Source organism: Caballeronia sp. LZ029 (genome assembly GCF_031451275.1).
In the GTDB taxonomy this organism is placed as follows: Bacteria; Pseudomonadota; Gammaproteobacteria; order Burkholderiales; family Burkholderiaceae; genus Caballeronia; species Caballeronia jiangsuensis.
On record NZ_JARUXO010000107.1, the window covers coordinates 1 to 15,666 of the forward strand.

Genomic DNA, 15,666 nt, shown 5'->3' on the forward strand with positions numbered 1-15,666 from the left:
AACAGCACGAACTGATTGCCCTGCGTCAAGAGATCCGCCGCCTGCATTCGGGCCTTTTTGACATATACATGGCAACGCGGAACGTGCAGCACCGATGAGACCACGCCGCGTACGTTGCCGGGCCTTGGACCACCGCGTCCCGAACGAAAACAATCACTGACTCGGAAATCTTCGCTGCAGACTTTCGGCTGCGCGTGGAAGGCGATGCGGACTGTGACGTTTGCATTTTCTGCATAGGCATTGGTTCACCGACCGTGCAGGACGTCGCGCGCCGCGCGAAAGTGTCACTGGTTCCGGTATCGCGCATGCCCGACGGATGCGACAACGTCGCATCGGAAATCAGCGAAGCTGTCACCGCTCAGTAGCGGTGACATAGGGTTATCCCGAATATAGCAAGTATTTGTTGTTCAAAAGCTCATTAATCTTAAGCGGCTGCTTACCTATACTGAAGTCACTGAAACGCAAACAGGGCTGTTTGCGAAAACAAGACTCGGAGGTAAGCATCATGAAACTCGCAACTATCGTCGTCGCCGCTGCACTCGCTATTCCGGCAGTTTCTTCGTTCGCTCAAAGCCAACCGCTGACCCGCGCGCAAGTTAAGGCAGAACTTGTCCAACTCGAACGCGCTGGATATAACCCGAGCATGGATCGCGTGACCTATCCGGCCGAGATTCAAGCAGCCGAAGCGAAGGTCGCGGCGCAGAACGGGCAAACGAGCTACGGCGGCGTGGCTGACACTGCGTCGGCTTCGGGCGGCCCAGCTCACACCGGCAATACCATCGCTCCTGTCTATTTCGGCCACTAATCGACCGGCAGAGCCAGGAGGCTCTTGCTCACTACAAGAGCACTGGCCGCTGCGGTGGTACCGCAGACGGCCAGTTTGCCTAATAGCACCTCCGCCACCGGCGTAGCCGATGGCTTGCCCAGCACTTAGCTCGTCCTGGGCCTTTTTTCGTGGGTGTGTTTAGGGGAAAAGGATAGCGGCGATGTCTCTGGCGCTATGTAGGACGTGAATTACGTCGATGCGCTCGGGTTGCCCAGTAACGCGGAAGAAGATCTGGTAGCTGCCGTGAACACGATGCCGCACGCCGCAATCTTCGTATCGAGGCACGAGCGGGTAGGCGAGGGGCATATCTGCAAGGCTCATGCACTTGTCACGCATCTCAAGAACGAAGCTTAAGGCCCGGCGTGGATTGTCGCGGGCGATGTAGTCGCCGATGGCCTCAAGCTCGGCCTCGGCAGCCGGTAAGATGCGAACAATCATGCCTTGCCGTTCACCATCGCCTGATACTTAGCTTCAAGCCGGTCGAACACTTCTTGGGCGGGTTTTCCTCGGCCAGCATCTGAATCGACGACGCCTCGCTCGATCACGGCATCTAACGCGGCAAGCTGCGTCTCGCGATCCTGAATCAATCGCACGCCTTCGCGCAACACTTCGCTCTTTGAGCCGTACCGTCCCGTTTCGACCAGCTTCGTGATGTATCCCTCAAGCTGTTGTCCAAGATCTGCACTGATCATGGTTGTGCTCTCCAAGCAAGTCATCCCACAGTATAACACTTATTAACTATTATCAAGCCTAGTGAGCGCCGACTGCTGAAAGGACAGCTGGCAGACATCGGTGCACGAGGAGGCCGGTGTCAATGGTTTTCAAAGAAAGACCGCTGACGAGAAGTGGGACGATACGGTTGTAGAAGTCCACCGGCTCCGCGATCGCCCGCGAACCTGCACCTTGCAGGGCCTGGCGGAAAGCGTTCGCGCACTCCGTGCACGATGTTGGCATTGACGAGCACGTAGCCGGATCGGCAAAGGCGGCGACAAGCTGCTGTCGGCGTTCGTCTCCACATACCAGATCTGCGATCACGGGCGGCCCTGAAGCGCGGCGCGGCAACCATCACAAGGCACATTGCTTGCCGCTTTTGCGGCGATTCCCGGCCCGTCAACGAAGTCGGCGAAAGAGGAGGGCCGCACTGCTCGCTAATCGGCCATTGCCGTCGTTCAAGTCTCGGGCGTGGTCAGGCAGCTGACCGCCGCTTTCCGGCCGTTCGCACGTCGCCGGTCCCGAATGAGCGGTCACGCCTGCCACCAATGCGTACTCACGACCCGTTGCCGTCAATTATCCTTTTGGCCGCAACGTCCGCTTCAGACTGTCCAGCTGCCTTTCGTTCATGCGGGGCAATGCCGCTTGTTGAACTGTCGATGGTTGATCGGTGGAGCGCGGAACAGCTATTGGCTGACGAACGCAAGCGAACCGGGATGCGCAAGGGACTCTGAGCGTGTGAAAACTACTAGCCGGAAGATCCGATTGCGGCCGTTGTCTTACCCCCAGCCTCTGGGTCAGAAAGTAGACAGACGAATTTGGTGTCGGGCTGGAACAACGCGATCAGGTGTTGTTCCAGCAATTTTCGAATGCTAACCAGCATGGTTTTCGGTTCGTCGAGATCTGACTGTACGCCACTTTCCTTAAGCAAATTTTTTACTGACCCACGGTGCAGCACGTCACCACAGCGTGCGTAGTACTTCAGTAAAGTTTTCTTCGGAAGGAAGTCGTTGACTTGAGGTTCTATATGGTGCTGTTTCTTTCCACTGAATAAGACAGTGGTAGTCAGGAAAACGGGCTCTGGATAGAACTCGGGATGTAGGCTCCCGAGTAGTTTCATGATCTGGTCCGCAGAATATTGACTCAAATGTTTGTTGCTCTGCGTCGCCGGGATATCGCCATGCACGAGGAGACAGCCTAAGGTCATTGTTTCGATAATCATCCGGATCTGCAGGAAACAATACTCACGGGCGCATGGGTGCGGCAGCGTGATCTCGCCCGCGATAACTTTCCAGACCGCTGCTTCGCGAAGCTTCACTTCTTCCATGAGCGAAGCGTACATATCGAGAGTCTTCTGTTTTGCTATATCCTGCGCCATTTCTGTTGCCCGTTGAATCTTGCAGCAGGCTCAGATCCCGTCACTTACATAGCTCACACGGTACGTACTAGCGAGGTTAGCGCAAGCGTCGTAATAAACTCGAAGATCGTGAGGCAATCGGCCGGCGATAGCGCCGACAGGCGCATTGGCGGCTAGGTGCTCATAGAAAAACAGTGTGCTGTCACGCGCAAGGCGAAGGCGCGGTGGCGTCATTACGTCATCATCGTCCAGATGTGCAATGAAGCGATCACGGTAGACTCTGACGTCCGCGTGGTATTGCTCTCAAGCCGGTAGGTCAAGCCCAATGCTCGCCAGCAATCCCGTCCTGAACGCGGTGCGCGCTTCTACGGACCGCACGAACCGACACCAATGATGCCGTCCTCGGGCGTCGACAAAGAGTTTTGCCCACTCAAGAACCGCCATGTCGATAAAATTACTGTTAATCGTGCGACCCAATTCCGTGTCGTCCTTTAACTGCCCTCGGCCATCTTCGCTGACCCAGCCAGCGTAGTAAAAAGCAATATTGCGGATGATCGCACAACTCAGTAGCGCCTGGCGGCGCGCTAGTCGAGCATCAGGCGTCTGCGGTATCGCCGCGGGTGGATGTGCACTCATTGGCTTTCGCCTTTGCTCAGACGCCGGCCGGCGGCGGACGATAGTCGTGGTGGCCCTCGGTGCGCTCACCACGTGCTGAAGCCCAGAAGTATTTTGCATGGTGCTCGTAGACTTCCGTTGCCTCCGACAGATCGTAGGCCATGCCCAAAACGACACTCAACAGCAGCCGCATGATTCTGAGGTTGTCTTGGTAGAAGGTCTCAATCTCGTCGTCGGTGGCCCAAACAGGTGGCGCACCTTCCGCCTGTTGCTGCGCTGCCGTATTCGATTCCGTGGGCCCAACCGGGGCTCTGGGCAATTGCCGATGTGCTAGATGCTGGTGGCGAAGCATTTTAAGCTTCTCTAGGACCTCGAAGCTGGCGCCTTTCGCACTGTATTTGCCGATCAATTCCAGTATCTCATCGCGCCTTGGCGTCAGCGTGTTTCTCATCGCGTCGGGCGCGAACTTAGAACTAAGGCCGAGGCTCCTAGCACGGTCTTGAACCAGTGCTTCGAACAATTCTTTGTTCCGTAGGCGATCGGCGATCAGGCTCATTCGCACAGCCTGTTTGTTGGTGTCCCACACACGTGTCAGCGCTAATAACAGCTCACGACGCAGCGACAAGCGAATGATTTGGAAGGCGTGCGCCGCATAGGACATCCCGATTCGTGTGGAACCGGCGTCATTCAGGAGGTAACGGCAAGCTGATACAAATCTTTAGTGCTCACTTAATGACTCGCCAACAATCTGCGTAGAAGCACTGTCGGTGCGGGCAAGGTCAGATCCTTATGCTCACGACACCGTCTGCCCCGCTGTCTGATGTAACTACGGCGCCGCTTCGTGTTGCGCGAAGCATCGTCTGCACACTGAGACTTCGCCGCGCTGATCCGGCAAGCCTCCCGGTCGCCTCGTTTTCGGTAAACTTGACGGACGACACGAGGAGTAACGAAAGACATGGCGGAACATGAGTTGGTGCGGCCGAGCCGCGACGGAGACCAGTTCCACTATCACTGGGCGGCCCGTCATTGTCTGGCGCTGCTACCGGGTTTAAACGGTCTTGTCGCCGTATCCATCGAAGGTGCATCGACGTCAGAAGGCTCGTCCTCCGTGGACGATGGCGACGAACTGATCGACGTTGGGCTCTACTGGGGCAGTGAAGCGTTAGCTCAGGCGCGTCGGGTTGAATACACGCAGCTCAAACATTCGACGCGACACGCGCAGACCGTGTGGACCGCAAGCGGTCTCAAGAAGACATTACAAGGGTTCGCCAAACGCTTCACCGCGCTCTTGCTGCAGTTCGCGGCGCCAGATGTCAAATCGAGATTCCGCTTCCGTTTCACAACCAATCGCCCAATCGACCAGAAAGTGCTTGAGGCACTCGAAGACCTTGCGGCCGGCCGTGCACCGCGGCATCCCACGGTCCAGGCCACCTTGTTGGGATACGTCGGGTTGAGTGGTGACCAGGCGGCCGACTTCTTCAGCATCTTTTCGGTCGAAGGCGAAGAGCCTAATCTGTGGGCCCAGCGGAATCTGCTTGCCCAGGACGTCGGCGTGTACCTGTCTGAGGCCGACTACGATGCTCCCGTGCAACTGAAGGAACTGGTCGCACGCAAGGCGTCTTCGGAGTTCGCCAATGATCCGGCGATCCGACGGCACGAGGTTTTGCGCGCCCTGAGGGTTTCAGAGCCACAACTTCAGCCCGCGCCTTGCCTGATAAACGCACCGGCCGTGGTACTTCCCCGGGAGCAGGAAGCCGAAATTCGCGCGGCGTTACTCTCGACAACACGCCCGATCGTTCTTCATGCCGATGGCGGAGTGGGCAAATCTGTCATCGCGTCGCGCCTCGCTACGTCGATGCCGCAAGGCTCCGTCGCCGTGCTGTACGATTGCTTTGGCGATGGACTCTATCGAAATTCATTGCATCTTCGGCACCGGCATCGTGATGCGCTGGTACAGATTGCGAACGAACTGGCCGCACGGGGTCTGTGCCTTCCGCTGATTCCGTCCGCGCACGCGGATGCCAAGAATCTCATGCGCGCGTTTATCGGGCGAATCGAACAGGCTATCAACCTGCTTCGCGCACGCGACCCCTCGGCGAGCCTGTGCCTGATAGTCGACGCTGCGGACAACGCCGACATGGCAGCCGAGGAGCAAGGCGACAATCCGTTCGTCCGCGATCTCATCTCCACGGCAGTTCCTGATGGCGTGCGGCTCGCTTTCACCTGCAGGACGCATCGTCGAGCGCGGCTCGGCGCACCCAGTGAGGTGCACGAAATCGAGTTACACCCTTTCAGTTTCGCGGAAACGAAGGCGTTCCTGCTACGGCACTACCCCGATGCGACCGAAACAGACGTCGCTGAGTTTGCATTTCTGAGCAGCTCGAACCCTCGAGTCCAGGCTCTGGCAATTGAGCAAAAATTGAACATCTCGGAAATGCTCATAAAACTGGGGCCAACCCAGTCGAATGTGGATAACGCTATCGCCGATTTGCTGCAAGGCGCGATCGATAAGCTCAAAAATCAGGCAGGCAAGACCGAAGCAGCGCAGATCGACCTCATCTGCCAAGGCCTGGCGGTACTTCGGCCGCTCGTACCGGTCTCAGTTCTGGCACAGATTTCTGGCATTCCTGAAAGCGCTGTGCGTAGCTTCGCGCTCGATCTCGGACGCCCGCTACTTATAAAGGGAAACAGCCTCCACTTCACCGACGAACCGACCGAGACGTGGTTCCGTGATCGTTTCAAGCCAGCACACGCGAACCTGGAATCATTCCTGGCGCGACTGCGGCCTCTCGCCAGTGACAGCTCCTACGTCGCCTCGACCCTTCCTCAACTGATGCTCTCCGCCGGGCTCATGGATGAACTCGTCGCGCTGGCATTATCAGAAGACGGTTTGCCCGCTGCAAACGCGATCGAACGGCGGGACGTGGAAATACAACGCCTGACATTTGCACTCAAGGCTTGCCTTCAGGCAGGGCGATATGCTGATGCTGCAAAGCTTTCGATGAAGGCCGGCGGCCAAGTGGCAGCAGCAACGCGCCAAACCGCGTTGATACAGCAGAACAGCGACATCGCAGGCGTGCTGCTTTCTCCGAACAGGATTGATGAGCTGGTATCGCGGCGCATGTTTGGTAGCAGCTGGATGGGATCGCACCATGCGTACGAGGCGGGGCTTCTTTCGGGGCGTAAGGAATTCCTGGCTGAAGCTGGCAGCAGACTGCGCATGGCCATGGAATGGCTGTACGCCTGGGCCCGGAGCCCAGCAGATGACCGAAAGACGGTCACGAATAGCGATCGGGCAGAACTCGCACTGGCACGAATGCGGGTACTGGGGCCACAAGCGGCCGCCAGGTTTCTGGGCAGTTGGAGACCTCGTCGCCTGGCCTTTGACGCAGCACGATTGCTCGCGCGGCGACTGCTCGACCTAGGCGAGTACGGCGAACTCGATTCGCTGGCGCTGGTCGGCACGAACAACTTCTGGCTGTCGCTCGGAATCGTGGCGGAAGCATCACGCGTGGGACATCGTCTTCCGCCCGTACCGCTCGCCCGGGTGATGCACAGCTTGGCAGACCGTCGGGTGCAAATCAAAGGCTCAGACCAGTGGAACGAGCGCTGGGATACTTTGGAAGCTGTTACCGCTGCCGTCTCAATGTCGCTACGCGTGCTTCCACGGGACGACGCGAGCTGGTCAGGCATTCTTCGTCGACATCTGCCGGAAACGCCACCGACCGTTCTCTCCGACAGATTCGGCGCGGACATTTCACCGCTGCTCAGAGCGTACGCGCTTGAGGCTGCATTGCGAAACGACCGGCTTACACTACTTGCCATCGCCCCGCCGGACGTCCGTTCTGAACTGGAAACCAAGGACTCTTATCGCCGCGGGTCCGATACGACCGCGTTCGAACGAACTACGGGCAGCCTTCTGCCCTGGTTTGTATTCAGCGCGGAGGTCGCATGCGGGCGCTCGCCGTCAAATCTTGATGCGGCGGTCAAAGATGCGCTCGAAAAGAGCATTGCGTCGCAAGATTACCAGTCTCGCTCGCACGTTCAAAATGTCGTGGCTATCGAATGGATCCGGGTGCTGCGGGACGCATCGATTACGACCGAAGCTTCTGTGGCGGTGCTTCGCGACTGGATCAGCACTCACGATAACCACATCTCGCCAGATACCCTGACGGCAATGTGTCGCATCGCTTCGCGCTCGTCCGGGATGTCTGATTTCGCGATGGAGCTGGCAATCGCAGCCTTCGAGTCCCTGGAAACTTCCAGGGAACATGCTGAAACGAGAACCGATGCCTATCAGCTCCTGGCTCGCGCCGTGCTGCCGGTCAGCAAAGCCGAGGCCGCAGCTTATTTTGGCCGGGCCGTCGAAATCTCCGACAACATCGGTGATGAAAATCTGGACCGCTGGATAGCAATGCTGCATCTGGCAAAGGCCAGCTCGAAGAAACAGACACCCCGCCCGCAATCTGCCTACCGTCTGGCAAGAGCCGCGGAGCTGACGTATAGGTATGTCTATCGTGACAAACACTTCGACTGGCCAACAACCGTCGAGGCGCTGCTAGGTCTTTGTCCGTCCTCGACCCTCGCTATCCTGAGCCGATGGCGTGACCGGGACTTCGGTTCTGCCGAACGCCAGATCGAAAAGGCAATCCGAAGCCTAGTGGAAGTGAGTCAGCTTCCCGCAATTGCCACAGTCGCTCTAGCCGGCCTGGACGCGGGATTGAATAGCCTGAACGATATCAAGCGAGCTATCGATGCGCAGACAGATATGGAACGGAAGAAACAGATTCTTCACGCCGCATATCGCTACGTGCGTGTCGACCCGCAGAACGAAGAAACCTGGCCTGGTATGGCCCAGCAGGGGCGCACGCTCGGGGTCCAGTTGCCAGATATCGATCGACTGCTCGCGGCCGCAGCACGACGCAACAGTTTGGCGTCTCCGCAGCCTGAGCCGACACCGCAACACTACGATAGCAGTGAACGCAAAGAACCCGACTGGAACAGCTTGTTCGCTGGACTCGATCTGACGAACCAGGCGTCGTTGCGTCGAGCGTACGGCGATCTGAAGAGCTTCGACTCGCCGTATTCCGTCGAAGAATTCTTCAAGCAGGGGCTTGTGCGCAGCGGCCACAGCCGGATGGCCGAGTTCATCCGCGCCGTTGCTTCATGGCCCGACTTCGGGATTTTCAAGTTTCGAGATCTGCTCGACGCCATTCCACCACTCGGTCTCAGGTCGCTGTCGGTTCGCGAGGCGCTACGCGAGGCAACCTTGGCGGCGTGTCGAAACACACCGCAGTTTTCGCAGCGTAGCGGCTGGGGAAAGGTGTTCCCGTCGGAACGCCTGTACACGCAAGGCATCGTGACCGACAAAGACGTTGTCATCGCAGTTTTGCAGGGGTTTGCGGCAAAAGTTGATACCCTCGACGCACGGGGATTTTTCCTGCTCGTGGATCCCCTGACATCTTGTCTCACCCAGGATGAAGCAGACGGTGCACTGAATTTTGGGCTGAGCCTGCTCGATGGCATGCTTCGTTCCGAAGACGGCGACGGCCCCTGGCGCGAGGAGCTCACGCCCGCGCAATCGTGCGAGCAAGCTTTGGCTGGCTATCTATGGGCCGGCCTCGGCTCGCCAGCAGCAAGCGAGCGCTGGAAGACGGCTCATGCGGTCAGAACGTGTGTGGAACTAAACTGGACCGGGTTATTGTCTGCACTTGCCGTGCGCGCAACCGCCGACTCCCCGGCTCCCTTCACCGACGGCGGACTCGTATTCTACGAATGGCATGCCCGCCAGTGGCTGCTCATTGCGCTTGCTCGAGGTGCGATCGACCGGCCAATTGCCGTCGAACCGTTTGTTCCGTTTCTGACAGCGTCTGCCGATGAGGAACACGTTCTGATCAGGCATTTTGCTGTCGAAACATTGAAGATCTTGCGCATGTCAGTCGTCATACCGACGACAACCGATGCGGCACCCGACGAGGTCAACATCCGGAGACAGCCCTTGCACGTGCATACCAGGTCCCGTGGTGTGTCTGACGACGATGACTACGACGACGCCAATGCACCTGACCTGCCGGGACACGAGAAGTATTACTTCGGTATCGACATCGGCCCATACTGGTTCGCGCCGCTAGGTCAGGTTTTCGGCATCAACCAGGAATCGATGGAAAGACGCGCCCGGGATGTACTGCGCGATCGGATGGCCTCGAGCTACGGCGCAGATCTTGAAGACGCGCGCTACGAGCGGAAAATCCTCCATTATGAGGATACCAACCACTCTCACGGCACTACGCCTCGAGTTGACGATTTGACCGCATACAACTCGTATCACGCGATGATGATTGTTGCTGCCCGGCTGCTGGAGACACATTCTGTCGGTAAGGCCGCGGACCATACGACTGATGACTTTGAAGAATGGCTGGAAGGGCAACTCTTAACCCGAAGCGATGGGCACTGGCTCGCAGACCGACGCGACCCTCACCTCACGGAACCACCGCCCGATTCGCGAGGGTACGGAGACAAAACGTGGTGCTGGAGCGTAACGGGCGAGCATCTGGACCGTCAACTGCTGACCGATGACGGTTTGCACGTTCTTTGGGGCTACTGGAGCAGCGGCGAGCGTGACAACGAAGAAACAGTCTCGGTGCGCAGCGTTCTAGTCCCGCAAGACACGTCCACTGCGCTGCTGGCAGCGTTTCAGACGTCGCCCCGACCCGATAACATCTATATTCCGGCGACCGAAGATCGCGAGGTCAGCATCGGCAGATTTCGTCTCGAGGCGTGGGTCGATAGCAGTAGCGATCCCGTGCGCCTGGACGAATACGATTCTTGGGCAAGCAAGGTCGAATATCCCGGGCCGAGGCCGGCTTCGGCTGTAGTCGATTTGCTTGGACTGAAAGCACAGCCGGATGCGCCGTCGTGGATTTCAGATGCGGGAGCGTTTATCCGCAGCGAATCGTGGACTCGTAAGGTCGGCTATGAACCCAAAGAGGAAAGCATCGCTGGGAGCCGCCTGAGCTGTAACCGTGAATTCTTGCTGGCATTCTTGAAGCACAATCCCGAGATGCGTTTGATGCTCAGCGTATCGATACGTCGCAAGCCGCCCCGTAGAGGTTCGGATCAGGACGTGTTCGAACCGTACCCGTGGCCTTATGTGCGCTATTACCTGGTAAATAAAGATGGAATCGCTCGATCGCTCAAAAGCCGTGATTGAACTTGGCAGGCGCCTGGTTGCCGAGCTTGGCCTCACGGAAGACCCACTAGCGCAGTGGATGGCTCACTATATCGCGGAACGCATCGACGCGACGGAGCACGCGATGCCCGATGCGCGCTCTGCCGCCCAGGATGCGTGCGCCCGGGCCGTCTATGAATTGTGGGATCACCGGAATAATCTGCCCCGCCATTCGCAGCCATTTCGGGAACTGGAGCCGGTCCTTCGAACACTTGCGTCTCTCGACGTGGACGGTGGGAACCGTTTCCGCTTCATCGACAGTCGTCCAGACGTCAACGTACCGGAAAGCTCAGAGCTTGAGAGCAACCGGTTCCTGGAAGCGGCGGTGAATCTCGACTATTCAGCGCGTGTGCTTATCCAGTATCTGCTTGGCGTCGCGTCTCGCGAGGCTTCGGATAAAGTCGCCCCATGGCTCGATGCTGCCATCTCCGCCGGAGCAAACGCTACCTTGGAGATACGCCTTGCCGATTTTTTGTCAAGTGACGAGAAGGCTCCCGGCGCTGACGAATTCGCTCGACAGGCGTTGCAAGAAAAAATCGAGAAGCTAGAGTACTTTTCCGAGCTGGCAAGCTCGGTGGCGACAGAACTCAAAACATCTATCCCGACCTGAACAAGGTAGTGCAGCTGCCAACGATCGGCAACCAGGATGAAGGTCTCGTTCAGTTCAACGAGCCTTGATGTGCAATCCGCTGCTAGTAGCGACGATCGCGTCTTATTCTTCGAATCCTCGATTATCCTCGCAGCGCGATATTCCGCGCAAATTTCCACGCCGCGACATTGCGGCTAAAACCGTTATCTATTCCATATCAGAAACTGCTTAATCTTCAACAGGTCACTATGAAAAACTCATAATCTTCAAAAGGTTACCAAGATATGTTTGCTATGGCTCCACTCGCACGAACTGTGCGATGGTCGGCGGCTTAGCGGCGCATTGCGGCCACTGACTGGTCCACTCGTCAATGTCAGCAATGGCCGAGTGAGAGTCCTTCCGGCCGTGCAGATGTCCATACCGCCGCCGAACGATCGGGAAGTCACCGCTATCGCAAGGAGAGCAAGGAAATTGCCGCGCTTTTAGGTTGCTGGCGAGAACCGAACCGTTAAGGGAAAGCAGAGGATTTTTAGCGAAGCGCAGACGGCGCAATGATGCTGCTATCGATATGTCGTATCGGCCGTCTGCGCTTCGCTAAAAATTAGTTGAGCTAAGCCGCTCCGCTGAGCGTCGTGGCTATGGGAATTGAATTGATGTGCTTACTTGGGATGTTGCTGGCAAGCCGGTTTGCAGCCTTAAACACGGAGTGCTTCCAGCCGGATTGTAGAGGGAGCGTGCTCGACATGCAGACGATATTAAGTTGAAGCGTGAATGAGGCGACCGTAGGCGAAGACTGAGCGAGTGTATCCTTCGGCGGCGGCACTTCATGCCGTAACCGGTCGGTTTTGCGTGTGATTGGCGATTCATACGCGACTCGTCGGTGGTGCCCGCGGCGACGCGCCGGGTAACAAAACTTCGATGCAGAGCATGTGCCCATGTTTGCATGCGGGGCATTCGTGTAGTGAGCGGCCGGTGAGCTGCGCGTACCGATCGCGATAATCGGGTTTGGGCGTGCAGGACGTTACTTCCGCGGGTGCGACGCCCAGCAATTGACGGCAGGTGCTCAAGCGCGACTCACGCAGTCGGTTGCTCAGCAAGCCGTAGTGACGGATGCGTTGAAGACCACGGGGCAGTACATGCAGCAGGAAACGCCGGATGAACTCGTGAGCGTCCAGCCGCAATAGGCGTGGTCTTCCCGGATGTCGGTAGTCTTTCCAGCGAAAAGTGACATGACCGTCGGTCAGACTACAGAGACGGTTGTTGGAGATCGCCACGCGGTGCGTGTAGCGGCCAAGATAGTCGAGGACCTGCTGTGGACCGCCAAGCGGTTCCTTCGCATAGACAACCCATTCAATATGCTTCAGGTCTCTAAGGTAGCGGCTGAATTCGGTCGGTTCTGATAGGCGCATCAACGACGAGAAGAACCGCAACTCCCCTGCGTCGAAGGCATGTTGTAGCCTCTCGAGAAACAATCGCCGGAACAGCCGCGAGAGGACCCGAACGGGCAGGAAGAAGCCGGGTCTGCAAGGTACCCAGCGGTTGCAGTCGGGGGCCAAGCCGCCGCCGGGGACAACGCAGTGCAGATGGGGATGGTGCACAAGATTCTGTCCCCACGTGTGCAGAATCGCAATGAAACCGATCGTCGCACCAAGATGGCGTGGATCGGCGGCGATCGTTTGCAGCGTCTCGGCAGTGGCTTGGAACAGAATGTCGTAGACCACTCGCTTGTTCTGGAAAGCGATAGACGCGACCGGCTCGGGAACGGTGAATACTACGTGGAAATATGGTACCGGCAGTAGGTCGGCCTGGCGGGCGTCAAGCCATTGCGCGCGGACTAATGACTGGCACTTTGGACAGTGTCGATTTCCGCAAGAGTTGTAGGCGATGCGTTGATGTCCGCAAGCGTCACATTGTTCGACGTGGCCGCCCATCGCTGCCGTGCGACATTGTTCAATCGCAGCCATGACGCGCCGTTGCGCGTGGCTGACAGAGTGAGCATGCAGCTCCCGATAAGTCGGACCGTGACGACGCAGGACGTCCGCCAATTCCAGCGCGGCGCACATGATTGCACTCAGCTGCCCGTAGGTGTGAGCGTGGGGCCGATTGGCGTAGAAGATTGTGGAGGCAGTCGGTCGAACGGGCTGGCCGTCGCGCAGACTGTGCTGGTGGCCACCTTCAGATAGCGTGACGTCGTAGCTAGGCTACGATGGCCAAGCAATAACTGGATCGTCCGTACATCGGTACCGGATTCGAGCAAATGTGTCGCGAATGCGTGACGCAGGGTATGGGGCGTCACAGGTTTGGTGATACCGGCGCGACGACGAGCGGCGTGGCATGCTTGCCGCACGGTGTTGGGATCGATGGGTTTATCGGGTGGGGATCCGGGAAACAGCCAGTGCTGAGGCCGGCCAATGCGCCAGTAGGTGCGAAGAAACTCTAGCAGTCGCGGCGAGAGCATGACGTAGCGGTCGGTGTTGCCCTTGCCTTGTTCGACGCGCAGTACCATCCGCTGGCTGTCGATGTCACGGACCCTAAGGTGGGTGGCCTCCGAAATGCGCAGTCCAGCCGCATACGCCACCATCAGGACAGTTCGATGTTTGATACTTCTGATTGATTCAAGAAGCCGAATAATTTCGTCTGCGCTGAGAACCTGTGGCAACTTGAGCGGCACCTTCGACATGGGGATCTCATCGATCGACCAGTCTCGCTTGAGCGTGACGATGTACAGAAACCGCAGGGCCGCAGTGGCCACCACCAACGTGCTCCGAGATCGCTGCTCGATCTCGATCAGATGAATCTGATAAGAGCGAATTTCCTCAGGGCCTAGCAGCGTAGGCGAGCGTCCAAAGTATTTGGCGAAGCGAGCAACGTGCTGAAGATATACCCGCTGAGTATTGGCTGCGAGGTTGCGCACGCGCATATCCTCGACCATGCGTTCACGTAGTGCGGTCATGGCAAACTCCATCGAAATGAAGAGGCAGGAACTGCACTGCCATCGTCTCATTCGAGGGAGAGCGCTTCACGTGACGATGCCGAAGCCGATATCGCCGGCCAAACGACCTCTCCCGCGTCAGCGGGTTAGTTCAATAGTAGTTATCTGAATAGCTGTGTTTTGAACGCGTTGGCGAGCTGAGCCGACGATTGCTTGATGCGCTTTCTGCGCCGACCCGGACACCAGCGAGACATTAAAACCATGCCTGATAATACGAATTATCAGGCATGCAAGGGTCGTTTGTTGTCGGATCTTCGCGTCGCTGGCCGGCCAGACGATGAAAGGGACGTACCGCAGCGACGGGATCGAGCGTAATCCTGGTATCGAGAGTTATCTGGATGAGAACCGCGGGCCAGCGCGCCGCAGGCCGCGAGGTCGCGCTGGTAGGCACCCAACGGCCGGCCTGCAGTAGCCGCAACTGCGTCATTGATCGGCCGCCAAATACGAGGAGGTGCGCGGGGGCAAGACGCTCCCGCCCGGCTGCTCGGGGCTTACACATGCGAGCGCTGAACACGGGCGGGCACCGAGTGGGCGCGCGGCCAGTTTCACATAACGCCGATTCGGGGAGGTGAATGCAGAACCATCACTATGACATCCTCAGATTGTCCGCGCCCGCGTCGGCTGTCGCTCGAGTGTATCGGGCGATACAGCGCTCCGGCGCGGCGCTGGGCCTTGCTCGACCAGGGGCGGTCGCTGCGGCGGAGTGAGGGGCTGACGCGGAAGGCAGAGCACCGACAGGACAGGAGGGGCGCACGGCGTGGGTGCCTTATTCCGAGCTGTCGCTCGTTTGCCGGCAGGAGCGGACTCATAGTCGTGAGATTGACCCGTTCCAACGGACAGATATGCAATTAAAGATTTGTCGTGGTCCGGCCTCCCTTAAGCGTTGAGTCGCGGGTTGTCCACGGACGGGCAGCGGGTCGCTTCTCACGACCACGACGCTGCCCGTCGGTGGGCAACGCGCAGGGTGATGCAGTTTTTGTCTTCGCGCTCAGGTTTTCGAATTCGAGCGGGGAACAATAGCCGATGCTGCTATGCAGGCGGCGTACGTTGCACCAGCCTTCCAAGAAGGAGAAGATGCGCCTCCGTGCTTGTTCAGGGGTCGCGAAGTGTTCGCGCGACAGGAGCTCTGCTACAAGCGTCCCAAGAAGGATTCGCACATCGCATTGTCGCACGCGTCGCCGGCAGTACCCATCGACGGCTGCACGCCGGCTTCGCGGCAGCGTCGCCCAAAGGCAATGGATGTGTATTGGGCGGATTCAACCGGTCGTCGCAACACTCGATTATTGAACAGACCTCAGGTATTCGTCCAGGGCTTCGGCCGGTGTCTTCCAACCAAGCGTTTTCCGGG

Annotated in this window: 11 protein-coding genes; 3 read left to right on the forward strand and 8 right to left on the reverse strand. The window is 58.1% G+C overall.

Annotated elements, in window-relative coordinates:
* Positions 1-505 precede the first annotated feature (505 nt).
* The gene (locus tag QCE73_RS38675) at positions 506-805 is read left to right on the forward strand and encodes a DUF4148 domain-containing protein (protein ID WP_238215783.1); all 300 of its coding nucleotides are present in this window, start codon (positions 506-508) and stop codon (positions 803-805) included.
* A gap of 159 nt (positions 806-964) precedes the next feature.
* Here QCE73_RS38675 and QCE73_RS38680 read toward each other — a convergent pair whose 3' ends face one another.
* The 5 genes from QCE73_RS38680 to QCE73_RS38700 all read right to left on the reverse strand — a co-directional run bounded on the left by QCE73_RS38680 (position 965) and on the right by QCE73_RS38700 (position 4,200).
* Entirely contained in the window at positions 965-1,264 is a 300-nt protein-coding gene (locus QCE73_RS38680) for a type II toxin-antitoxin system RelE/ParE family toxin (protein ID WP_309886047.1), read from the reverse strand.
* Positions 1,261-1,518, reverse strand: coding sequence for a type II toxin-antitoxin system ParD family antitoxin (locus tag QCE73_RS38685; RefSeq protein WP_309886049.1), 258 nt, complete (start codon positions 1,516-1,518; stop codon positions 1,261-1,263). Before QCE73_RS38685 ends, QCE73_RS38680 begins: the two co-directional genes overlap by 4 nt.
* Positions 1,519-2,285: 767 nt before the next feature.
* On the reverse strand, positions 2,286-2,915 hold the full coding sequence (locus QCE73_RS38690; protein WP_309886051.1) for a hypothetical protein: 630 nt from the start codon (positions 2,913-2,915) through the stop codon (positions 2,286-2,288).
* Between the two features lie 282 nt (positions 2,916-3,197).
* A complete protein-coding gene (locus QCE73_RS38695) occupies positions 3,198-3,530 on the reverse strand; it encodes a hypothetical protein (protein ID WP_309886053.1) in 333 nt (110 codons plus the stop codon).
* 16 nt (positions 3,531-3,546) lie between these two features.
* On the reverse strand, positions 3,547-4,200 hold the full coding sequence (locus tag QCE73_RS38700; protein ID WP_309886060.1) for a hypothetical protein: 654 nt from the start codon (positions 4,198-4,200) through the stop codon (positions 3,547-3,549).
* 264 nt (positions 4,201-4,464) lie between these two features.
* On the opposite strand from QCE73_RS38700, the gene avs3a reads away from it, so the two are divergent.
* Both avs3a and avs3b read left to right on the forward strand, forming a co-directional pair.
* Entirely contained in the window at positions 4,465-10,719 is a 6,255-nt protein-coding gene (gene avs3a / locus QCE73_RS38705) for an AVAST type 3 anti-phage nuclease/ATPase Avs3a (protein ID WP_309886056.1), read from the forward strand.
* Positions 10,685-11,347, forward strand: a complete 663-nt coding sequence (gene avs3b, locus QCE73_RS38710; protein ID WP_309886057.1) for an AVAST type 3 anti-phage proein Avs3b — start codon at positions 10,685-10,687, stop codon at positions 11,345-11,347. The genes avs3a and avs3b overlap by 35 nt, the downstream gene beginning before the upstream one ends.
* 842 nt (positions 11,348-12,189) lie before the next feature.
* Here the strand turns inward: avs3b and QCE73_RS38715 are convergent.
* The 3 genes from QCE73_RS38715 to QCE73_RS39545 all read right to left on the reverse strand — a co-directional run bounded on the left by QCE73_RS38715 (position 12,190) and on the right by QCE73_RS39545 (position 15,490).
* Complete coding sequence (locus QCE73_RS38715; protein ID WP_404989885.1) at positions 12,190-13,392, reverse strand: IS91 family transposase; 1,203 nt, start codon at positions 13,390-13,392, stop codon at positions 12,190-12,192.
* A gap of 5 nt (positions 13,393-13,397) precedes the next feature.
* Positions 13,398-14,279, reverse strand: a complete 882-nt coding sequence (locus QCE73_RS38720) for a tyrosine-type recombinase/integrase (protein ID WP_250866643.1) — start codon at positions 14,277-14,279, stop codon at positions 13,398-13,400.
* Between the two features lie 887 nt (positions 14,280-15,166).
* A complete protein-coding gene (locus QCE73_RS39545; RefSeq protein ID WP_404989884.1) occupies positions 15,167-15,490 on the reverse strand; it encodes an IS3 family transposase in 324 nt (107 codons plus the stop codon).
* Positions 15,491-15,666: the final 176 nt, after the last annotated feature.